General features: G+C 70.2%; 13 protein-coding genes and 1 tRNA gene. 9 read left to right on the plus strand and 5 right to left on the minus strand.

Annotation, left to right across the window (positions count from 1 at the left end; genetic code table 11):
• The first annotated feature begins 53 nt into the window (after nt 1-53).
• From QQZ13_RS09970 to QQZ13_RS09990, 5 genes are all read left to right on the plus strand, one after another.
• A complete protein-coding gene (locus tag QQZ13_RS09970; protein ID WP_284528883.1) occupies nt 54-1,025 on the plus strand; it encodes a carbohydrate ABC transporter permease in 972 nt (323 codons plus the stop codon).
• A 158-nt stretch (nt 1,026-1,183) separates the two neighbouring features.
• On the plus strand, nt 1,184-1,939 hold the full coding sequence (locus QQZ13_RS09975) for a carbohydrate ABC transporter permease (protein WP_284529168.1): 756 nt from the start codon (nt 1,184-1,186) through the stop codon (nt 1,937-1,939).
• 51 nt (nt 1,940-1,990) lie between these two features.
• Entirely contained in the window at nt 1,991-3,067 is a 1,077-nt protein-coding gene (locus QQZ13_RS09980) for a glycosidase (protein ID WP_284528884.1), read from the plus strand.
• A 258-nt stretch (nt 3,068-3,325) separates the two neighbouring features.
• The gene (locus tag QQZ13_RS09985) at nt 3,326-4,627 is read left to right on the plus strand and encodes a sugar ABC transporter substrate-binding protein (RefSeq protein WP_284528885.1); all 1,302 of its coding nucleotides are present in this window, start codon (nt 3,326-3,328) and stop codon (nt 4,625-4,627) included.
• Between the two features lie 195 nt (nt 4,628-4,822).
• Nucleotides 4,823-10,171, plus strand: coding sequence for a polysaccharide lyase family 8 super-sandwich domain-containing protein (locus tag QQZ13_RS09990; protein ID WP_284528886.1), 5,349 nt, complete (start codon nt 4,823-4,825; stop codon nt 10,169-10,171).
• 256 nt (nt 10,172-10,427) lie between these two features.
• On the opposite strand, the gene QQZ13_RS09995 is transcribed toward QQZ13_RS09990, so the two are convergent.
• Genes QQZ13_RS09995 through QQZ13_RS10010 form a run of 4 tightly spaced genes read right to left on the minus strand, consistent with a single transcriptional unit; the run spans nt 10,428 to nt 17,277 of the window.
• Nucleotides 10,428-11,819 (minus strand): cell wall metabolism sensor histidine kinase WalK, encoded by a 1,392-nt coding sequence (locus tag QQZ13_RS09995; protein ID WP_284528887.1) that lies wholly within the window; start codon nt 11,817-11,819, stop codon nt 10,428-10,430.
• Complete coding sequence (locus QQZ13_RS10000; protein ID WP_284528888.1) at nt 11,816-12,514, minus strand: response regulator transcription factor; 699 nt, start codon at nt 12,512-12,514, stop codon at nt 11,816-11,818. The genes QQZ13_RS09995 and QQZ13_RS10000 overlap by 4 nt, the downstream gene beginning before the upstream one ends.
• Before the next feature lie 12 nt (nt 12,515-12,526).
• A complete protein-coding gene (locus QQZ13_RS10005; RefSeq protein ID WP_284528889.1) occupies nt 12,527-14,524 on the minus strand; it encodes a YhgE/Pip family protein in 1,998 nt (665 codons plus the stop codon).
• Nucleotides 14,521-17,277, minus strand: coding sequence for an MMPL family transporter (locus QQZ13_RS10010; RefSeq protein ID WP_284528890.1), 2,757 nt, complete (start codon nt 17,275-17,277; stop codon nt 14,521-14,523). The genes QQZ13_RS10005 and QQZ13_RS10010 overlap by 4 nt, the downstream gene beginning before the upstream one ends.
• 168 nt (nt 17,278-17,445) lie before the next feature.
• Here QQZ13_RS10010 and QQZ13_RS10015 point away from each other — a divergent pair, with 168 nt between their 5' ends.
• Together QQZ13_RS10015 and QQZ13_RS10020 are read left to right on the plus strand one after the other, a co-directional pair.
• Complete coding sequence (locus QQZ13_RS10015; RefSeq protein ID WP_284528891.1) at nt 17,446-18,117, plus strand: hypothetical protein; 672 nt, start codon at nt 17,446-17,448, stop codon at nt 18,115-18,117.
• Complete coding sequence (locus tag QQZ13_RS10020; RefSeq protein ID WP_284528892.1) at nt 18,107-19,738, plus strand: amidohydrolase family protein; 1,632 nt, start codon at nt 18,107-18,109, stop codon at nt 19,736-19,738. Before QQZ13_RS10015 ends, QQZ13_RS10020 begins: the two co-directional genes overlap by 11 nt.
• A 319-nt stretch (nt 19,739-20,057) precedes the next feature.
• Here the strand turns inward: QQZ13_RS10020 and QQZ13_RS10025 are convergent.
• Nucleotides 20,058-20,128, minus strand: a tRNA-Gly gene (locus QQZ13_RS10025).
• 155 nt (nt 20,129-20,283) lie between these two features.
• On the opposite strand from QQZ13_RS10025, the gene QQZ13_RS10030 reads away from it, so the two are divergent.
• The gene (locus tag QQZ13_RS10030; RefSeq protein WP_284528893.1) at nt 20,284-21,060 is read left to right on the plus strand and encodes a GntR family transcriptional regulator; all 777 of its coding nucleotides are present in this window, start codon (nt 20,284-20,286) and stop codon (nt 21,058-21,060) included.
• Nucleotides 21,061-21,269: 209 nt separating this feature from the next.
• On the plus strand, nt 21,270-22,247 hold the full coding sequence (locus tag QQZ13_RS10035; RefSeq protein ID WP_284528894.1) for a substrate-binding domain-containing protein: 978 nt from the start codon (nt 21,270-21,272) through the stop codon (nt 22,245-22,247).
• Nucleotides 22,248-22,323: the final 76 nt, after the last annotated feature.

Consider the following 22,323-nt stretch of genomic DNA (forward strand, 5'->3'; position numbering starts at 1 on the left):
GGATCAGCAGGCCCGATGGCCGGGCGGACGGCTCAGGAGACGAGGAGTACGCAATGGCGCGCAGCGACGTGCAGGCATCGACGGCGAGCCCGTCCGCGGCGACGGCCCCGCGCACGGCCCGCCCGCCTCGACGGGCGCCGCAGCAACGCCTTCAGCACTGGCTCGGGGAGAACCCCCTGGGCCTGCTGCTGAGCACGCCGTATGTGGCGTTCGTCGTCGTGATCTTCCTGATCCCGTTCGGCTACGGGATCTGGATGGCGTTCCACGACTTCTACTTCACCGCTCCCGGCGTGGAGGTGCCGCACCCGTTCGTCGGCTTCGACAACTTCGCCGCCGTGCTGGACGACCCGGTCGTGCGGCAGTCGTTCCTGAACCTCCTCGTGTTCCTGGTGATCAACGTGCCCCTGACGGTCGTCCTCGGACTGCTGCTGTCGTCGGGCCTGGACGCGGTGGTGCACTGGAAGGGGTTCTTCCGGGTGTCGTACTACATCCCCTATGTGACGGCGTCCGTCGCGACCATCGCGGTCTGGATCTTCCTGTTCAACGGCAACGGCGTCGTGAACAACCTGCTGGGCTCGCTGGCGCCGGAACCCTCGTGGCTCGCGAATCCGGCTCTCATCATGCCGCTGATCGCCGTCTACGTGACGTGGAAGAACCTCGGGTTCTACATCCTCCTGTACCTCGCGGCGCTGCAGAACGTCCCCGCGGAGCTGCACGAGGCGGCGCAGCTCGACGGCGCCGGTCGCTGGCAGCGCTTCCGTTCGGTGACCCTGCCCGCCGTGCGGCCGGTGACCTCACTGGTCGTCCTCCTCTCGATCATCACGACCGGGCAGATCTTCACCGAGCCGTACCTGCTCACCGGCGGCGGTCCCAACGGCGCGTCGATGACGCCGGCGCTGCTCATGTACCAGAAGGGCATCCAGCAGGGACAGCCCGACATCGCCGCAGCCATCGGCCTGATCCTCGTCGTCGGGGTCATGGTCGTCTCGCTCGTGTCGCGCCGGATCACGGAGGGAAGCAAATGACCATCACCTCGGATGCCGAGACATCGACGCCCCCGTCCGCCGAGGCGCGCGGCGCCGCGACGGCATCCCCTCGACGCGTGCGGCGCGGCATCCTGCCGGTGCTGCGGTTCGCCCTGCTGCTCGTCGGCGCCCTCGCCGCTCTCATCCCCTTCTACTACATGGTCATGGGGGCGCTGCAGGAGAGACGTGACACCAGCCTCGTCGGACTCCTGCCCCTCCCCGGCAACCTGACGCTCGACAACTTCGCGGAGATCAACGCGTCGATCGACCTGCTCCGCTCGCTCCTGAACTCCTTCATCATGACGGCGGGCGTCGTCGCCTGCACCCTCGTGTTCGGCCTCCTGGTCGGGTACGCGCTCGCCGTCCTGTCGTTCCGCGGCCGCGGCGTGGTCTTCGCGATGGTCCTGCTGGTCCAGGCCATCCCGTTCCAGCTGCTGATGATCCCGCTCTACGTGATGATCGTGCGCTACTTCGACCTCGCCGACACGTTCCTCGGCATGATCCTGCCGTTCGCGATCAACTCGGTCGCCGTCCTGATCTTCCGTCAGTACTTCCTGCAGATCCCGCGCGACATCTTCGACGCGGCCCGCATCGACGGCGCCGGCGAGCTGCGCATCCTGATCTCGATCGCAGTGCCGCTGGTGCGACCGGCGGTTCTCACCGCGATGCTCGTCACCTTCATCGGACCGTGGAACGAGTTCCTCTGGCCGTTCCTCGTGACCAAGGAGGCGGCCATGCAGCCGCTCGCCGTGAGCCTGGCGAACTTCTCACAGACGAACGGATCGTTCCTCGCCAACCCGATGGGCGCGGTGCTCGCCGGCGCCTGCGTGCTGGCGGTGCCGGTGGTCGTGCTGTTCCTGCTGTTCCAGCGCTCCTTCACCTCCGCCAACCTGGGCTCGGCCATCAAGGGCTGACGCCCGCCGAGCCGGCGCCCTCGACGCCCCCCGTTCGACCTAGGAAACGACATGACTGACCTCGACATCCGCACCGTCCCGTACCAGCTGCACCGCATCGCGACGATCATGACCGCAGACCCCCACGAGCCCTTCGAAGCGGAGGGAGTGCTCAACCCCGGCACGGCGTGGGGGCCCGACGGTGAGCTCTACCTCTACCCGCGCATCGTCGCGAAGGGGAACGTGTCCCGTATCGCACGTGCTCGCGTCATCATCGAAGACGGCGTGCCCGTCGGCGTGGAGCGTCTCGGAGTTGTGCTCGCTCCGGACCAGGGCTGGGAGCACGGCCGCCTGAACGGCGGCGTCGAGGATCCGCGCATCACCTACGTCGAGCCCCTCGGCATCCACGTGATGACGTACATCGCGTATGGGCCCCTGGGGCCGAAGCCGGCGCTCGCCGTCTCGGAGGACACCGTCGCATGGCGGCGCCTCGGCCCCCTCCACTTCGCCTACCAGCCCGACCTCGACTCCGACCTCAATCTGTTCGCGAACAAGGACATCGTGTTCTTCCCCGAGGCGGTCGCCGGCCCCGACGGGCGGCCTGCTCTCGTACTCCTCCACCGGCCCATGTGGGACCTCGACTGGCTGCGGCCGGGAGAGGGGATCCGCACGCCGGCCGGCATCGACGACGAGCGCCTCTCGATCTGGATCGGCTACGTCGACCTCGAGGCCGCGCGGCGCGACGTGCGTGCACTGACCCGCGTCGAGCATTCCGCCATGATCGCCGCGCCGGAGGCGGCGTACGAAGAGGCCAAGATCGGCGCCGGACCGGCACCGCTCCGGGTTCCCGAGGGCTGGCTGCTGCTTCACCACGGCGTCTCCGGCCCGGTGCCGAAGGGGTTCGAGCTCGCCCATGGGTCGCGGTACACCGCGGGGGCGATCCTGCTCGACGCGTCGGACCCGCGGCGGGTGATCGCACGCACGCCTGAGCCCCTGCTGGCGCCGGAGACGGCGGAAGAGACGAGCGGCACGCTCGGAAACGTCGTCTTCCCGACCGCGATCGAGGAGATCGCCGGCCGTCACTTCGTGTTCTACGGCATGGCGGACTCGTCGATTGGCGTCGCCGAACTGGTGCACTCCGATCGCTGAGCAGGTCGATCGAGAACTTTAGTTCTCGTTTAGTTGGCGGATGGGCGCGGTGTGCACAGCTGAAGCCCGTAATTCCGCGCATATCGCGGCTCAGGGCTCGGTCCTGTCGCCACCATTGACAGGTCCGACAAAAACCGGTTTACTGATCACGCAAGCACCGGATCCCGACCGGCCGCGTCTGACGACGACATCGGTCCACTCCGACCAACACAGCCGGAAGTCCGTGGGCGACTTCCCAACGAAAGAGAGATCTGCGCAATGAAGCGTTACGCAGCTGCAGTCATGTTCGTCGCCGTCGCGCTGCCCCTGGCCGCGTGCGGGGCGACCAGCCCGGGGACCGGTGAGGCGAGCGAGCTCACGTCGGGTCCGATCAAGATCTGGTATTCCACCAACGAGCAGGAGATCGCCTGGGGCGAGGCCGTCGTCGAGGCCTGGAACGCCGAGCACCCGGACGAGCAGGTGAGCGCGGAGGCCATCCCCTCGGGCAAGTCGTCCGAGGACGCGATCTCCGCGGCGATCACCGCCGGCAACACCCCCTGCCTGGTGTACAACACCGCACCCGCAGCGGTGCCCGCGTTCCAGAAGCAGGGCGGCCTGGTCAACATCTCCGAGACGTTCGAGGACGGCGATTCGTTCATCGCCGAGCGCTCGGGAGATGCCGCGGAGGGCTTCCGCTCGCCGGACGGCGGGCTCTACCAGGTCCCCTGGAAGGCCAACCCGTTCATGCTCTACTACAACAAGACCGCGTTCGCCGAAGCCGGACTGGACGCCGAGAACCCGCAGCTGGCCACGTACGACGACGTCCTCGCAGCGGCGAAGGCCATCAAGGAGTCGGGCGCGACGGACTTCGTGCTGTACCCGCCGGCATCGAGCGACTACACGAACTCGCTGTTCGACTTCTACCCGTTCTTCCTCGCCAACTCCGGCGGGACCCAGCTCGTCGTCGACGACAAGGCGGCGTTCACCAGCGATGAGGGACTCGAGACGCTCGAGTTCTGGAAGACGCTGTACGCCGAGGGCTACGCCTCGGCGGAGGCCTACAGCGGCGACGCCTGGGCCGGCCCCTTCGCCGACGGCGTCTCCGCCATGGGCATCGCGGGTCCCTGGGGTGCCGGTGCATTCGACGGCAAGGTCGACTACGGCATCGTCCCGCTGCCCACGGCGGAGGGAACCGCCGCCGATCAGACCTACACCTTCGGCGACTCCAAGAACGTCGGCCTGTACACCTCGTGCGAGAACAAGCAGACCGCGTGGGACTTCGTGAAGTTCTCGATGAACGCGGACAACGACATCGCCCTCCTCGAGACGACCGGGCAGTTCCCCATCCGCACGGACATCTCGGAGATCGCCGCGGACTACCTGGCGTCGAAGCCCGTGCTCGAGACGTTCTCGCTCTCGGTGCCGCTGACGGTCGACGTGCCCAACATCCCGAACACCGTCGAGATCTGGCAGACGTTCCGCGATGCCTGGAGTCAGGGCGTGATGTCCGGTGAAGGCGACCTCGCCGAGGTCATGCAGACCGCGGCGGACACGATCGACGGACTGGCCGCGCAGGGCTGACCCCACCCCAGGGCTGACCCGCCCAGCCCCAGGGCTGACCACCCCCCCCCGAGGTCTCGCCGGCCGGTGCCGAACCGCCGGCCGGCGAGATCCCTCCCGCATCCCGATCCCGCCGGGCCCGCCCGTGCGCAGACAACCGCAGAAGATGTTCCGGCGACCCAGATCTGTGGGAGCGCCGTCGGCAAAGGAGCCCTCATGAACCGCGTCAGATCGTTGCTCGCCCTCGCGCTCGTCCTCGTGCTCAGCGTCGCGGGGATCGTCGCCGGCCCGGCGCCCGCCGCCACCGCCGATGACGACGTGGACACTGTGATCGCACGGCTTCAGGGGTACTACCTGAGTCAGGGCGACGAGATCATCATCGCGAACGGCATCTACCTGGCTCGGGCCTCGGAGGCACTCGAGTACGTGGAGAGTCAGAACGCCGACGGATCCTGGTCGGACGTCGACTACGCCGACCGCACGAGCTCTGCGAACGGGGCCACGTGGTCGGCCTACATCGCGCTCTACCGGATGCTCGCTCTCGCCCACGCGTACCGCGATCCGGGCGCCGCCGGCTACGACGACCCGACGGTGCTGCTCGCGATCGAACGCGCGCTCCTGCACTGGGATCGTGTCAATCCGGGCAACTCGAACTGGTGGGAGACGGAGATCGGCGAGTCGATCGCCATGGGCCGGCTCTCGCTGCTGCTCCGCGACGTCCTCAGCGAGGAGGCGTTCGCGGTGGCTCTCACCCACAACACGGGAAAGCTCGACCCGGCCGGCGCCAACGGCGCCTGGCGCACGACGAACTACCTGTTCGAGGCCTTCGCGACCGGGAACACCCAGAACATCGCCGCCGGCTTCGCGACCATGGTCGCCACGATCGCCGTCGATCGCTCCGGCGCCGTCAACGAGGCGGTGCAGCCGGACGCGAGCTTCTGGGCGCACGGCGCGCAGCTCTACAGCGAGGGATACGGGATGGTCCTGCTGACCTCCGCCGCGCTGTGGGCGGACGTCGCACGCGGCACCTCCCTCGCCTTCACGCGGGAGCAGCTGGACTCCATCGCCTTCTATGCCATCGACGGCACGCGGTGGATGATCCGCGGCGAGATCGGGATGCTCTACCTCAACTACCGAGCGCCCAAGACGATCCAGGGCGTCACGAGTCACGCGTCCGAGTTCATCGAGGCGTACCAGCGGATGGCCCGCACCGATCCTCTCTACAGCACGGCGTACCAGGCCGTCCTCGATGGAGTGCTCGGCAAGACCCGGACGAACGGAGCGACCGGTGACAAGTACTTCTGGCGGTCGGAGTTCAGCTCCCACCTTCGCGACGAGTACGGCATCTTCATCCGGCTGAACTCCTCCCGCACATTCGGCGCCGAGCTCCGCACGGCGTACGACGACGCGATCGGCAACCCCGTCTACTGGAACGCGATGGGCTCCACCGCCATCCAGGTCGACAACCGCGAGTATCTCGACCTCGGACCGACGTTCGACTGGTACCACTACCCGGGCGTCACCGCTCCGTACGTCAAGCGCACCGAGCGCGGCGTGGAGAACCGCGGACGCAACGGCGACGGCGGGAGCTTCACCGGCGGCGTCTCGAACGGCCGCTACGGGCTGAGCGTGCTCACCCTCGACACCGCCGGCACCACCGGGCAGAAGAGCTATTTCACGTTCGACGACGAGATGGTGGCGCTCGGAACGGACATCCGCTCCACGTCCGCCTCCCCGGTGCACACCACCATCAACCAGGCGGTGGCGGAGGCGAACGCCGCGGTCGGGGGTGCGACGGTCGCCGCCGGCACCGATGCGCAGAGCGCGGGGGATGCCCGCTGGGCGTACAACGACGAGATCGGCTACGTCTTCGCCGCGGGCCAGGACGTGAAGGTCTCGAACAAGGCCCAGAGCGGCTCATGGCCCGGCGCGGAGCCCGTCACGCGCGACGCGTTCAGCCTCTTCATCGACCATGGCACGACGCCGAGCGACGGGTCCTACGACTACACCGTGCTCCCTGCTGCCGAGCCGGCGGACGTCGAGGCCTATGCCGCCGATCCCGACGTCGTCACCCTGCGGAACGACACCGCAGTGCAGGCCGTCCGCCACGCCGGGCTCGACGTCACGATGGCGACCTTCGCGGCCGCGGGATCGCTCGACCTCGGCGGTGGCCGCTCCCTCACGGTCGATCAGCCGAGCCTGGTCCTCCTCGACGAGAGCGGCGAGCAGCCGATGGTGAGCGTCGCCAACCCCGACCGACCGGGCCTGACGGTGCGCGTCTCGCTGGCCGACGGCGACCGCTCCGCCTCCGGCGTGTTCGCCCTCGGCGCGGGCGCGAACCTGGGCAAGACCGTGACCGCGGCTCTGGTCGCCGGGGAGCTGCCCGACGATTCGGCGTACTCCGCCAGCAGCAGTGCGCCAGGAGCCGACGTGGCCGCCCTCGGCGACGGCGACCGCGACACGCTCTGGACGTCCGACAGCCACCCCGTCGCGTGGGTGGACACCCGCCTCGCGCGCGGGTCATGGGCGACCGGCGTCACGATCGACTGGGCGGACGAGTTCGCCACGGACTTCGTCGTGCAGACGTCGCGCGACGGCGTCGACTGGATCGACCACGCGCACATCGTGGACGGCTCGGGTGGCGTGACGGAGGTGCCGATCACCCCGACCGCTGCCGGCCATGTCCGACTCGTCATGCGGGACGGCGGCGGCGATCGCTACGGCATCCGCGAGCTGACGGTGACCTCAGGGGTGAACCTCGCGGCCGACGCCGCGACGCGCGCATCGGGCTACGCCGGCTACAACCTCGTCTACTTGATGACGGACGGCGACCCGAACACGCGTTGGCGGGGCAACAACGCGAACAGCGCGTGGGCGCAGGTCGACCTCGGCAGCTCCCGCCCCCTCGGAGCCGTGCGGTTGCGCTGGGAGGCGGCCTACGCGAAGACCTACAAGATCCAGCTGTCCGACGACGGTGCGTCATGGCGGGACGCCTACACGACGCCGACGGGCGGCAGCGACGGCGACATCGACGTGATCACGATCGAAGGGCAGAGCGCCCGCTTCGTCCGTATGCAGACGCTCACCCGTGCACTGGACTACGGCCCGTCGCTCTGGGAGTTCGAGGTGTTCTCCGACCGCACGGTCGTCGACGCTCCCAAGGTCCCCACCAACAAGGGCAACCTGGCTCTGAACCGCCCGACGACCGCCGACAGCGTGTACAACAACAACGCGACGATCGTGGCCTCGAAGGCGACCGACGGCGCGGGATCGACCAAGTGGTCGTCCGCACGCGCGGCCACCGAGCACTGGCTCCAGGTCGACCTCGGGGCGACGCTCTCGGTGTCACGGGCGATCGTGAAGTGGGAATCGGGGACATCGAACAACTACCGCATCGAGGGCTCCGCCGACGGGACCACGTGGACGACGCTCACCAGCGTCACGTCGGCACAGCCTTCTCTGCAGCACACTCTGGACTTCTCGACGGCCCACGTGCGCTACGTCAAGCTCACCGGTCTGCCCGCCACGCAGTACGGGCTGAACATCTGGGAGTTCGAGCTCTACGGCGGCTCCGCGTTGGAGTGCGTCTCTGCGCTCACCGCGGACGCCGACGGGTCGGCGACGGTCTCGGCGACGATCCAGCCCGCGGAGGACGGCGACGTGATCCGCGCCGTCTCGCTCGACGACAGCGTCGCACGCGTCGTGGGCGACGGTCGCGCGGCCGGCTCCGGACGGACCGACTTCGAGATCGCGACCGGCGCCCCCGGTGCGACGGACATCCTCCTCACCCATGCGGCGGGGAACGAGACCGCGTGGTGCCACGTCATCGTGACCGCCGACCTGGATGGGCTCACGTCACAGCTCGACCGGTCGGCCGCGCTGGAGAGCGCCACGTACACGGCCGACAGCTGGAAGCCGGTGATCCCGGCACGGGATCGGGCGCGGGCGATCCGCGGTGAAGTCGGCGCCACGCAGGCCGAGGTCGACGCGGCGACCGCCGCGCTGCGCTCGGCGATCGATGAGCTGGAGGTCAGCGCCGTCGACCCCGTGCCTACGGTCACGGTCTCGCGGACCGAGGGGCTGGATCCCGACGGGGAGACCATCGTCGTGACGGGCTCCGGATTCACCGCGCGGGGGACGGACACGGCCGCGACCGAGGGGCCGCTGGCGGGATCGTTCGGAGGCGTCGCCGTCGTCTTCGGCAGGTTCTCGGACGACTGGCGGCCGAGCCAGGGCGGCTCGGGGCGCCACGTCATCGATGAGAAGTGGGCCGTTCACGCGGAGGACCTTGCGGCGATCGGAGGCGAGGAGGCCGGTGGCGTCGTCGTCGACGAGAACGGCGGTTTCCGCGTGGAGCTCGCTGTGGCCTCGGGCCGGTTCGAGGAGGACGGGGAGTACGGCGTCTACACCTTCGCCGGCGGCGGAGCGGTCTTCGCCCCGTTCGAGACCGCGACGCCCGTGACCCTCGCCGAAGAAGCGGCGGCCATCACCGCGCAGCCGGCCGACGTCACCGCAACCGTCACGGCCGCGGCGCCGACGTCCACCGTCACCTTCACGGTCGGTGCGACCGGCGCGCCGACGCCGACGATCACCTGGCAGGAGCGCCGTCCGGGCTCGGACACGTGGGCGGACATCGCCGGTGAGACCGGTGCCACCGTGACGCGCACGGTGCGGGCGGCGGATGACGGCGGCGCCGTCCGAGCCGTCGTGTCGAACGGACTCGCGACGGTGACGTCCGACGTCGCGTCGATCACCGTGCAGACGGCGCCCGCGGAGCTGATGTCCTCGGTGCCCACGATCTCGGGCACGGCGAAGGTCGGTGTGAAGCTCACGGCCTCCGCGGGCTCGTGGACCCCGGGCGCCGACCTGAGCTACCAGTGGCTGCGCAGCGGCACGGCGATCTCGGGCGCGACCTCCTCGTCGTACACCCCGGTCGCCGCCGACTACGGCAAGAGCCTGTCGGTGCGGGTGACCGGAACGCTCGCCGGGTACACGACGGTCTCGAGGACGTCGGCGGCGAAGACGGTGGCCGCGGGCACATTGACCTCCGCTGTGCCGACGATCTCGGGCGCCGCGAGGGTCGGCGTGAAGCTGACGGCCAAGCCGGGCACGTGGACGGCGGGCACCTCGCTCACCTACCAGTGGCTCGTGGGCGGCAAGGCGGTGAAGGGGGCGACGTCCTCGACGTACACGCCGAAGGCCGCCGACCTCGGCAGATCGGTCCAGGTAGCGGTCACCGGCTCGAAGGCGGGCTACACCTCGGTGGTGAAGACGTCGGCGGCGAAGAAGGTCGCGGCGGGCAAGCTGACGTCGTCGAAGCCGCGGATCACCGGCACGCCGGCGGTCGGCAAGAAGTTGACCGCGGTCACGGGCACGTGGACGGCAGGCACGAAGGTGACCTACCGGTGGTACGTGTCGGGCAAGGCCGTGAAGGGCGCGACGTCGTCGACCTACACGGTGCGCTCGGCCGACCGCGGCAAGTCGGTCGTGGTGAAGACGACAGGTGTCAAGGCGGGGTACGCGAGCGTCACCACGTCGTCGACGCCCAAGAAGATCGCCCGGTGAGGTCATCGCGGGAGTGGCGCGGACAGAGGGTTCCCCGCCACCCCCGCGGTGCCTCTGATCATCGAGGGAAAGAGGATCGCATGTTCACCGTTACCCATTCCGCCACTCGCCTCATCGGGATCGCGGCGCTGCTGCGCGCGCTGCCCTGGGCTGCCCTGGGCAGGCGGGGGAGTCCGTCTCACACAGCCGGATCACGGGGATTCCGCGGCGGGGCCTCCTAGCGAGAACCCCGGCAAAACGGTGATGCAGGATGCGATCACGGAGCCGGAGTCCTCAGCGCGGGAAGGATGACCACGAACACCGTGCCACGCTCGCCGCTGCTGGAGACGGTGATCGTACCGCCGTGGGCTTCGACCAGCGACTGCGCGATCGCCAGCCCCAGCCCGAAGCCGGCGGTGGCGGTGGTGCGGCTGCTGTCTGCTCGCCAGAACCGTTCGAACAGGTGCGGCAGGTGCTCGGCGGGAATGCCGGGGCCCGTGTCGGCGACCTGGATCCGGTGTCTTCCCCCGTGCGAGGAGCGGGCGACGGTGATGGCGGCATCGGCCGGAGTGTGGGAGACCGCGTTTCCCACGAGATTTCGGAGGACCTGGGCCAGGCGCGCCTGATCTCCCAGCACCAGCGCGGGCTCGGCCCCGTCGGGAGCCAGGCGGATGTCGCGCGTCGGATGCGCGATGCGCATGTCGGTGACGACTTCGCGGGTGAGGGGGCCCAGGTCGACGGGCGACTGATCCAGAGGACGCCCGGCATCCGTGCGGGCGAGGGTGGCGAGCTCCTCGATCAGCTGCCGCATGCGGTGCAGCTGCGTCGCCACGCGGCCCATCGCATCGTTGAGCGAGTCGCGGGTGGTCACCCCGCCCTGAAGGAAGAGATCCACCCAGCCGGTGGCTGTCGTGAGCGGGGAGCGCAACTCGTGAGAGGCATCGGCCACGAAGGAGCGCACGCGGTTCTGGGCGTCCTCCTGTGCATCGAAGGCCGCGTTGACGGTGGTGGCGAGGCGGGCGATGGAGGGGTCGTCTCGCTCGCCCACCGGCAGCCGCGTCGTCTGATCGCCGCCGGCCAGCGCCGCGGCACGGTCGGCCATCGTCGACAGCGGGCGGAGCCCGCGCGTGACGATCACCACGGCCACGAGGATGAGGATGACGAGAGCGGCTCCGACGCTGATCACCGCAGCCGTGGTGATCGAGGTGATGATGCCCTCACGGGCGGTGGTATCGATGGCGAGGACCAGATGTCGCACCGGCGTGGGATCCTCCGAAGCCGACTCGAACAGCAGCGACCCCGCGTCGAGGCTGACGGCCACCGCACGATAATCGGCGACGGCGACGGGGTCGCGGGACGTGACGGCCGCGAGCATCTCGGCATCGACGTCCGTGAGCTGTGCGGTGTGCACGAGTTCGCCGCCGTCGAGCGCCATGACACCGGTGAGGTCCGAGCTGAGGATCGCGGAGAGATCGGGTGACAGGGTCGCCGTGTCGGAAGCGGTGAGCAGCGCCGTCGCGCGCGAGGCGGTTTCGGTGAGGCGCGCGTCGATGCGTTGGGAGATGAAGTGCGACGTGAGGGCCACCGTGAGAACGGCGCCGAGCGTCATGACAATCGCCGCCGAGGCCGCGAGCGACACGATGAGGCGGGCGCGGATCGAGCCGGTCACGAGGGCGAGGAGCGGATGCTGTAGCCGAATCCGCGCACGGTGGTGATGAGCGGGGTGTGACCGTCGTCGATCTTGCGGCGCAGGTTGGAGATGAAGCGCTCGACGACGTTCGTGTCGCCGCCGAAGTCGTATTGCCAGACCGCCTCGAGGATCTGGGTTTTCGAGAGCACCCGCCCATCGTTTTCCATGAGCAGCTGCAGCAACCGGAATTCGGTGGGCGACAGGTCGATTCCGTGCCCAGCCCGGCTGACCCGGTGGTATTCCTCGTCGAGCTCGAGATCGGCCACCCGGAGTGCGCCCTCGGAACCCGCGCCGGCGGCGGTGGCGGTGGCGCGGCGCAGGAGCGCCTGGATGCGGGCGAGCAGCTCGACGGTGCGGAACGGCTTCGTGAGGTAGTCGTCACCGCCGAGCGTCAACCCGCGCACGCGGTCTTCCACCGAGTCGCGCGCCGACAGGAAGAGCACCGGCGTGAGACTGCCGCGGTGGCGCAGCACCTGGACGACATCGAAGCCGTCCGCGTCGGGCATCATCACGTCGAGCACGATCGCATCCGGAGCGGTTTCTGACATCGCTCGGAAGGCCGTGGCGGCGTCGGACGCCTGCATCACGGTGTATCCGGAGAAGGCGAGGGTCGAGGCGACCATGGTGCGGAGCTCCTCGTCATCGTCGACGACGAGGACGATCTGACCGGTCATGGGATCATCCTGTCACGCGAGGACGACGGCGCCGAGGGCCGTGCGACGGCGCCGGACGCCGGTGGCCGTGAGCGCGAGACCGACGGCCGCCCAGGCCGAGAGCACGATCGTGGCGCCCGCAGCTCCGGTCGCATCGCCGACGGCGAGAGCCGCGGCTGCATCGAGGTAGCGCGTGGCTGGGAGCAGCGCCGACCAGGGCTGCAGGGCGGCCGGTGCCGTCTCGAGGGGAACGATGCCCCCGACCGCAGCGATCTGGAGGGCGGAGAGCGCCAGGATGACTGGCACGGCGGCGCGGCCGAAGGCGGCCCCGATGCCCGACATCACCAGGGTGAACGTCAGACTCGCCAGCACGGCGAGGGCGACGAAGGCCGCCCCCGAGCCGAGACCGGAGCCGAGGTCGGCGCCGGCGAGGAGGAGCACTGTCAGCACGACGCCGGCCTGCAGGATCGCCACGGCCGTCCGGGGTGCGAGGAGGGCCCGGACCAGGCGGGCGGTTGTCGCGGTGCTCGCGCCGGCGGCCGCGCTCAGCGCGCGCCGGCCGAGCAGCAGCGCCGCCGGGGCCGTCAGCCAGAGCGCCAGCGCGGCCACGAGAGCCCAGCTCCACCCCGACCAGTCGATGTCGGCCGCCGAATCGACCACGATCGGGGTGGCGATGACCGCGGCGTTGTCGTCAGCGTCGCTCTGGGGCACCTGCGCGGCCGCGTCGTCGAGTTCATCGGCGAGGGTCGCCGCGCCCTCGTCGAGGCTCGTCGCGCCGTCCGCGAGTTGGGCTGCTCCGTCGCCGAGTTGCGCGGCGCCGTCGGCCGCAGAGGCGATCCCGTCGGCCAGCGCCGCCGCGCCGTCCGCGAGCTGGACTGTGTTGTCCGCGACCGACACCGCGCCGCGTGCGAGCGAGGCGGCCCCCGACTCCACCGACGCGGCCCCGTCGGCGACCGAGGCGGTCCCGTCGGCGAGAGACGACCCCGCGCCCGAAAGCTGGGTGAGCGCGTTGGATACCGTCGCGGCGCCGTCGGCGGCCTGGGTGGCGCCGTCGTGCACGGCGCCCGCCCCGTCGCGGGTCTGTGCGAGGGCTGCGCAGAATGTCGGTGCCGCCCCCGCCGCCGCACAGGATGCGGACAGATCCATGAGACCGGCGGCGACCTCTCCGGCCCCTGAGGCCACGGATGCCGTCGCCTCGGTCACACGTGCCGCTCCGGATGCCGTGTCGTCGAGCCCTGCGGACAGCGTCTGCGCTCCCTCGCCGAGGGCGCGCGCACCCGCAGCGACCTCGCCGGCGCCCCCGGAGAGGTCGTCCGCCCCGTCGGCGAGAGACGCGGCGCCGTCCGCGACCCGCTCGGCTCCGTCGGCGAGCGACGCGGCGCTGCCGGCGGCAGTGTCCAGCCCGTCGGCGAGCTCGGCGGCGCCGCTGCCCAACGAGTCCGCACCCGAGCTGATCTGGGTCGCCCCGTCGGAGAGGGAGGCGGCGCCGTCTGCGGCCGACGCCATGCCCGAGGCGATGGAGTCGAACCCGTCGAACACCTCGGTGAGGTAGGCGACCGTGATCTGCTCGCCGAGTTCGGCGGCGGCCGCCGCCGTGACGGCCTCCGCCGCGAGCGCACCGACCGGCGAGGCGGTCGCGGTGGTCTGCAGGGTGATCTGCGCCGCGCGCGGATCGTCGGTCGCGATCGACAGCACGTCGGCGGAGAACTCCTCGGGAATCGTGAGCACGGCCTGGTAGTCGCCGTCGGCGAGGCCCTGGGCGGCAGTATCCGCGGATGCCAGGGTCCAATCCAACTGCGTCGCGTCGTCATCCGGGTGCACGAGTGCCGCCGAGAGGGCTCGTCCGGCGGCCATCGGGGTCTCGCCGGTGACGATCTCGTCGTCGTTGACGATGGCGACGGGGATGGCATCCAGCGACCCGCTGCGGCCGGCGATGCTTGCCGCGAGCAGGCCGCCCGCGACGATGGGGAGGACGAGGGCGACCGCGCAGATGGCGGCGAACCGGCGGACGGGGCGGGAGCGGAGGTTCATCGGGCTGCTTCCAGGACGAGGGTGGGCGCGGCGGCGACCTCGACCCGTGCGAAGCGCACGATCGTCGCGCCGTGACGCAGCAGGGTCGCCGTGACGTGGTCGGTGGGGGATTCGGCGAAGACGAGGAGCCGTGCCCCGCCGGCCAGGGCGATCGCTCCGGCCAGCAGCTGCTTCTCGTCGGCGTCGAGAGTGACGGTCGACCGCCCCGGGTCGGCGGCGAGCTGAGCGACGCGCGCGCGGCGCCGCCGCTTCTCCGCCCGCGTTCCGCCTCTCCAGGCGAGGCCGTCGCGCGTGACGGCGCCGACGGTCGAGTGGGGAGGGATCGACGCGGTGGTGACGATCGCGGCGCGCTGCACGGCGGTCGCGCGCTGTTCGGGCATGGTCGCCCCGCAGACCACGAGGGTTCCTTCGCTCACCGCGGTGCGGCCGGAGATCGCGGCCATCAGACGGCCGGCGTGGCCGGCGTCGGTGACCGGGATGTTGGTGACACGGCCGGGTCGCGCGATGATGTCGAGCGGCTGGTCGTGCTCGGCGACGCGCAGTCCGTGCGCGCGCAGCACCACATCGCCGTGGCGGTCTTCGAACTCCGTGGCCTCGATGACCTTCTGCATCGCCTCGCCTTCCACGTCGACGCGGGGAAGCAGGCGTCCCAGGTGGCGCGGCAGCCACCACGCGCGGTCGCCGAGGAGGATGAGCACGGCCGGCACGAGGGTCATGCGCACGATGAAGGCGTCGACGAACACCCCGACGGCCAGACCGAACGCGAGCGGCTTGAGGGTGCTACTGCCGGTGGGGACGAACGAGGCGAACACGGCGACCATGATCACGGCGGCCGCAGCCACCACGACGGCCGAGTGGCCGAAGCCGGCATAGACTGACTCCCGTGCGTCGCCGGTTTCGACGTAGTGCTCGCGCATGCGGCTGACGAGGAACATCTCATAGTCCATCGCAAGGCCGAACAGCACGCCCATCAGCAGGATCGGTAGGAAGCTGACGACGGCTCCGGGCTCTTGACCGCCGCTGAGCCAGGGCATCCATCCCCATCCGAACACCGCCACCGTGGCACCGAACGCGGCACCCACCGAGAGCACGTACCCGAGAGCCGCCTTGATGGGCACCGCGACGGAGCGGAAGATGACGGCGAGCAGGATGAGACAGAGTCCGACCACCGTGAGCCCGAACGGGAGGAGGGCCGCCGCCAGCCGCTCCGAGAGGTCGATGTTGACTGCGGTCGTGCCCGTGACGCGCAGGTCGGTCACCCCGCTGGCCTTCTCGAGTGCCGGCGCATCTTCGCGAAGGTCGTGGACGAGCGCGATGGTGCGCTCGTCGCTCTGCCCGCCCTCAGGGATGACGCGCAGCAGCGCGGTGTCTCCACCCGCGTTCGGGCTGGCCATCGACACGTCCACGACGCCGGGGAACTCCCGCAGCTCGGCCTTGAGGTCGTCGACCGCCTCACGCGGATCGTCGCTGGCGAGCACGTCGGCGGTGATCAGCAGCGGTGCATTGAAGCCCTCGCCGAACGCGTCGCTCACGGCGTCGTAGTGCTGGCGCGACGGATCCGACTCGGCACGCGTCCCGGCATCGGGGAGGGCCAGGGTGAGCGAGAACGCGGGAATGCTCATGACCGCCAGAAGGGTCACGGTGGCGGCAACGGTGACCGCGGGGCGCCGGGTGATGGCGCGCACCCACCGTTCGGCCAGGGTGATCCGTGGAGCTGCCGACGCCGCGGCCTCGGAGCCTCGGCGGCGTCGTGGCGTGGAGGGGGTGAGCGCGCGGCCGAACAGGGCGGCCACGGCAGGAACCAGGGTAAGAGCCACCAGCACCGAGACCGTCACCGCCAGCGCGCCCGCCAGCCCAAGCGCCGCCAGGACGGGAACACCCGCCAGCGCCAAGCCCGCGAGAGAGACGACGACCGTGAGTCCCGCGAACACCACCGCGCTTCCCGCGGTCGCCAGCGCACGACCCAGGGACTCGTGTGGGTCGAGACCCGCCGACAGCTGGCTCCGATGGCGCGCCAGGATGAACAGCGCGTAGTCGATGCCGACCGCAAGGCCCAGCATCGATGCGAACGACGGTGAGGTCGTGGTGATCGAGGTCGTGAGCGACAAGAGGGAGAGCGCGGAAATGGTCGCGCCGACGCCGACGACGGCCGTGACGATCGGCAGTCCGGCGGCGATGAACGAGCCGAAGGTCAGGACGAGCACGGCGAGGGCGACGAGGATGCCGACGATCTCCGCGACGTGCCCCGCCTCGGGTGCGCCCGAACTGAAGGCGCCGCCGCCGATCGTCGTCGTGATGTGGGGGCTCTCCTGCAGGGCGGCGTCGCGCACGGCATCCATCGCGGCGTCATCGGGATCTTCGACATCGAAGCGCACCGTGGCCAGAGCGGCCGACCCGTCGTCGCTCTGCTTCAGATCGTCCAGCGAGCTCACCTCGGCCACGCCCGGAAGCGCGGCCAGCTCAGACAGCCGTGCATCGACGGCGGTCTCGGACTCGGCGGAGTCGATCGACCCGTCGGTCGCGCGGAAGAGCACTTGCGCCTGCGCTCCGGTCGCATCGGAGCCGAACCGGTCGGCGAGGATCTCCTCTCCCCGAGCAGACTCCGTGCCGGGGATCGAGTAGTCGTCCTCGAAAGCGGACCCGAGGGCCAGGAAGCTGCCGCCGAGCGCCGTCAGGAGGATCACCCAGGCAGCGATCACGGTGAGGCGGTGACCGCCGACCCAGCGTCCCAGGCGGTAGAGGAAGAGCGACATCTGTATCTCCGAAGCTGCAGGCGGACAGGCGATCTCCATGCCAGCAAGGCGACCTGATCGCGTGCGGGCGATGATCCTGACGGTCGTCTGACGGTGACCGGCGGGGCCGTCAGGTGACCGTCAGCTGAGCGTCGGGAAGCGGCGAGGCGCGCGCGATCGGATGATCGGGTGGCTCATCGACGCAGGAAATGGATCATCGCGCTCTCCGCGCTCGCTCTGGTGGCCGCCGGAGCGGCGGTGGTGGCCGAGCAGGTCGCGGCGGCGCAGATCGATGCGCGGCTCGCCGCCCGCGACGACGCGGCATCGGGGATATCGGTGACGCGGTCGGGCGGACCCGCGCTTCTCGCGGTGATGACCGGACGTCTGTCGATCGACGTCGAGCTGACGGACGGGGCCCTCACCTCCTACGCCGCGTGCCGTTCTTCGGGAGCGGAGGCGGTCGTCACGACGGCGCCTGATGAGTTGATCGTGTCTCTGGAGCGCCCTGCCTTCGGCACGGTGATCCCGATCGAGGTCGGGCTGCGCGCGGCCTCGGATGCTGCCGGCTGGCGCCTCCAGGTCGACACGGTGGCCGTTGCGGGGATGATCCTGCCCGCCGACCGCGCGCTCGCGCTGCTCAGCCGGTCGGGCGGAGACGAAGGCTCGGGGAATGACCTCTCCGCGCAGCTGGCCGATGGTATCCCCCTCCCTTCGCACGGCGGAGTCACCGTGACCGGCGTGCGCATCCGCCCAGGGGCGACGGTGATCACCGCCGAGGTGGCTGTGAACGGCGCGGGCACCGCCGGAGCCGGCGCGGTGACCGGACTCCTCTCGTGTGACGGAGAAGATCATGACCGGTGACGAGCCTCACGTAGACGAACCGAGCGCCGCGCCACAGCGGTCGCGTCGGCAGGTGCTGAAGGTGGCCGGAGTCAGCGCTCTCGGCGCCGGCTTCGCCTTTGCCGCCGGGATGCCCCTGCTGCGGATGCTGACGGCTGAGACCACGCCGCGAGTGCCCCCGCCGGCTGCCGGGTCGATGCGGATCGATCACGTCACGGTGATCGACCCTCGAGACGGCAGTCGCCGTGAGGACACCTCGATCCTCGTGCGAGACGGGCGAATCACCGCGGTGGGACCACAGGCAGCGTCCGCGACGGGAACGGGCGTGCGGGTCATCGACGGCGCCGGCCGCTACGCGGTTCCCGGCTACAACAACATGCACACCCACGCGCTGCAGGCTGCCGATCCCACGCTGATGATGATCACGATGCTCGCCGAGGGCGTCACGGGGATGCGTCAGATGGCCGGCACCGCGCGAATGCTCGCGGACCGTGCCGAGCAGCGCCTGCCCCTGGGCACCTTCACCCCGCGGCTGCTGGCAATGCCGGGCGAGATCCTCACGCCGTTCTCCGCGGCGTCGGTCGACGATGTGCGGCGCGCGATCGATGACCAGTACGAGGCGGGTGCCGACTTCGTCAAGATGGTGCTCACCTCGCCGGAGGTCTTCTTCGCGGCGGTCGAGCATGCCCACCGTCGTGGGCTCCGCATCGTCGGACACCTGCCGGAAGGGGTGTCGCCCTCCGACGCGGCGGCGGCCGGCTACGACGGAATAGAGCACCTCGGTGCCTCGCGCGGCATGTGGATCGAGATCTCGTCGCGTCGCGACGACCTGCGGGCGCGCGATGACACGTCGCTGCCTTTCCCGGCGTGGGTGGGCGGGCTTCCGTTCGTCGAGGATGCGATGACGGCTCGCACGGCCACGACGCTCATCAACCCCGCCGCCTTCAACAGTCCCGCGGTGGCAGCGCTGCTCACGGACGCCGTCGATTCGTTCGACGAGGCCCGAGCGCACTCCGTGGCGGCCACGTTCGCCCGCCACGGTACGTGGCACACGCCCACCCTCGTTCGGCTGCGCACGCAGTACCTCATGGACGACCCGGCGTATCGGGACGATGCCTGGCTCGGCCGAATGGACGCCGGGAGCCGCGATGAATACGCCGACGTGCTCGCCACCTTCGCTGCTCTGCCGGCCGCAACCCGTGACGGGTACCGCCGGGTCTACGCGATGGCGAAACGGTTCACGGGGATCCTGCACGAGGAAGGCGTGCCGATGATGGCCGCCACCGATGGACAGGGCAAGGTGCCCGGCCAGAGTCTGCAACAGGAGTTCCGCGAACTGGGCGCGGCCGGCATCGCACCGCTCGACATTCTGCGGATGGCCACGAGTGCTCCGGCGAGCTTCCTCGGGCGACCCGCGACGATGGGAGTCATCTCGCCGGGGGCGGACGCCGATCTGCTTCTACTCGGCTCCGACCCGACGACCGATGTCGCGAATCTCGGCTCGGTCACCGCCGTCGTCCGCGGCGGCCAGCATCTCGCGGTCGAGGAACTGCACGCGCGTATCGAGCAGGTAGTTTCGTCTGGCTCGGCGCAGGGTGCCGAGCGCCCCGTTGCCGCGCCCTCGGTCTACGACTGCTGCTGAGATGCGCCGGCGGCGTGAGGCCGGGATTCCACGATGGAGTGGCGACGAATGCCTCTTTCCGGCGACTCGGCTGGCGCATTCTTGAGACGTTCACTCCTATGTGGGCGTCGCGGACGGTCGCCGGGATCGGTCGCCGCGCGGGAACTATCGCCGTTCGCGCCTCGCACCACCTAGCGATTCTGGTTCAGGCGGATCTGGTGAGCCAGCGCCGCCGCTGTCGGTGTCGAGCGCTCTGCATCGGCGATCTTCCACGGACTATCAGTCCGAACTAACTCCGGAAAGTCCGAACTAGCTCCGGAAGTGACAGGCAACAAAACGGAGGGGCTGACGGGAATCGAACCCGCGCTGTCTGCTTGGGAAGCAGAAGTTCTGCCATTGAACTACAGCCCCGTGATGTGGCCGGTCACCCGGCACATCGAGATCCATCATAACCAGGCGGCGTCGCCCGTTCCGGACGGCGGCCCCACAAGCCGCGGAAACACGGCGGAAATCCCGACCGCCTACCGTCGGAGACGGAGACCGAACGGACCCGCGAGGAGGTGCGCGTGACCACGCCGTCGCCCGACCTCGCCCGCGTCGTCGATGCTCTGCACGCGATGCTCGCCGTGGCGGTCTCGCAGGGGCTTGAGAAGCTGCCGGCCGAGCGGGAGCTCGCCGAGAAGCTCGACGTGTCGCGCAACATGCTCCGCCGCGCACTGGAGGTGCTCGAAGCCGAGCACGCGATCGTTCGCTCGCCGGGCCGGGGCGGCGGGGCGTTCATCACCGCGGTGACCGAGTCGCCGCCGGTGCCGCCGGCGCTGTTCGATGCGCCCTCGCGCAAGCTCGCGCGCGACCTCAACGCGATCAAGGGCATCCCGCAGATGCTCGTGGAGCAGGGATTCGAGCCGACCACGCGGGTGCTGGCCGAGTCGATCGAGCCGGCATCGGCGGGGATCGCCGCGGCGCTCGGGACGGAGCCCGGGGCTCCGGTCATCTCGCTCCTGCGGTTGCGGCTCGCCGACGGGGCCCCGCTGTCGCTCGAGCGCATGTTCCTGCATGCCGAACGGTTTCCAGACCTGCTGAGCCACAGCCCGATCGGGTCGCTCTACGCTCTGCTGCGCGAGGAGTACGGGGTGACCGTGGCGACCGCGGAGGAGCAGATCGAGCTCGTCGAGGCATCGCGGCAGGTGGCGCGCCTCCTCGACATCAAGCCGTGGGCGCCGCTCCTCGCCCTGCGCCGGGTGAGCCGCCGCGACGACGGGACACCCGTGGAGGCGTCGATCGACCTCTTCCGCCCCGAGCTCACCCGGCTCGTCGTGCGCACGGTCGTCGGCGACCACTGACGCCGAGCGCACCCCTGGGGTCGCTTCGGGGCCGCCGCCGAGCCCCCGCGTGTGCCTACCAGAAATGGTTGGCCCGTATGCGGCTGCATGTTTAACACGGCGTTCACGGGGACCCGCCGGACCAGAAATGGTCCACGTCGAGTCTTGACCTCGAAGAGTCGTCCCCGGCTGCCTCACCCGAGCAGCCCACCACTTCCGAGGAGTTTCGCGTGAACAGCACCGTCACCAAGCGGATCCTGGCCGCCGGCGTCGTCATCGCCGCGCTGGGCCTGACCGCCTGCAGCACCACCGACACCGGCACCACCGCCGGCGCCGACGAGCCGAAGGGCGCCGTGGCCATGGGCTTCGCCGGCGCCGACATCACCATCTGGAACGACCAGCTGGAGATCATGCGCCCGATCGTCGAGGCCGCGGGCTACGAGTTCCTCACCGACGACCCGCAGTGGGACGTCAACCGCCAGGTGTCGAGCTGGCAGGCGTGGATCAACCGCGGTGACGTCAAGGCGATCGCCGGCTACCCGGTGACTCCGGATGCCATGGTGCCCGTCACCCAGCAGGCGGAGGCTGCCGGCATCCCGGTGTTCGGCTACCTGATCGGCTGGGAGGGAACGGCCGGCACGACGGTCGTCGACTCGTACGACGGCGGGTTCGAGCTCGCCGCGAACGCCGCGACGGAACTCCAGGCGTCCGGCGCCGAGGACGACCTCACGGTGGTCATCGTGGGCAGCCGCGACAGCGACTTCGGCGCCGACGCGATGGACGGACTGATCGAGGGCTTCACCTCGGTGATGCCCGACGCCTCGATCGTCGAGCAGACGGCGACCACCCGCGAAGAGGGCTACAACATCGCCAAGGCGCAGATGACGGCCGACCCCGAGAGCCACGTCTGGCTGGGCGCGTCCAACGACAACATCCTCGGTGTCTACCAGGCGCTGATCGAGGAGGGTGTGGCCGCGGACGACCCGGACTTCTACCTCGCCAGCCGCGACGCGACGAACGAGACGCTCGACCTCATCAAGATCGAGGGCTCCATCTACCGCACCTCGCTCGTGGTGCCGGCTCAGGCGCTGGCCGAGGCCAACGCGAAGCTGCTCATCGACGGCGCCGAGGGCAAGGAGACGAGCGACATCGTCGTCCCGGGCGTTCTCGTGACCGCCGAGGATGCCGACCAGTACTACGTCGGCTGACCGTACCCGCCGGGGCCGGCGCCCACCCGCGCCGGCCCCGGCATCGCCGCCGCAACGGACCCCCTCTCGATCCAGG

Origin of the sequence: Microbacterium sp. T2.11-28 (assembly GCF_950097975.1) — a bacterium.
Lineage (GTDB): Bacteria > Actinomycetota > Actinomycetes > Actinomycetales > Microbacteriaceae > Microbacterium.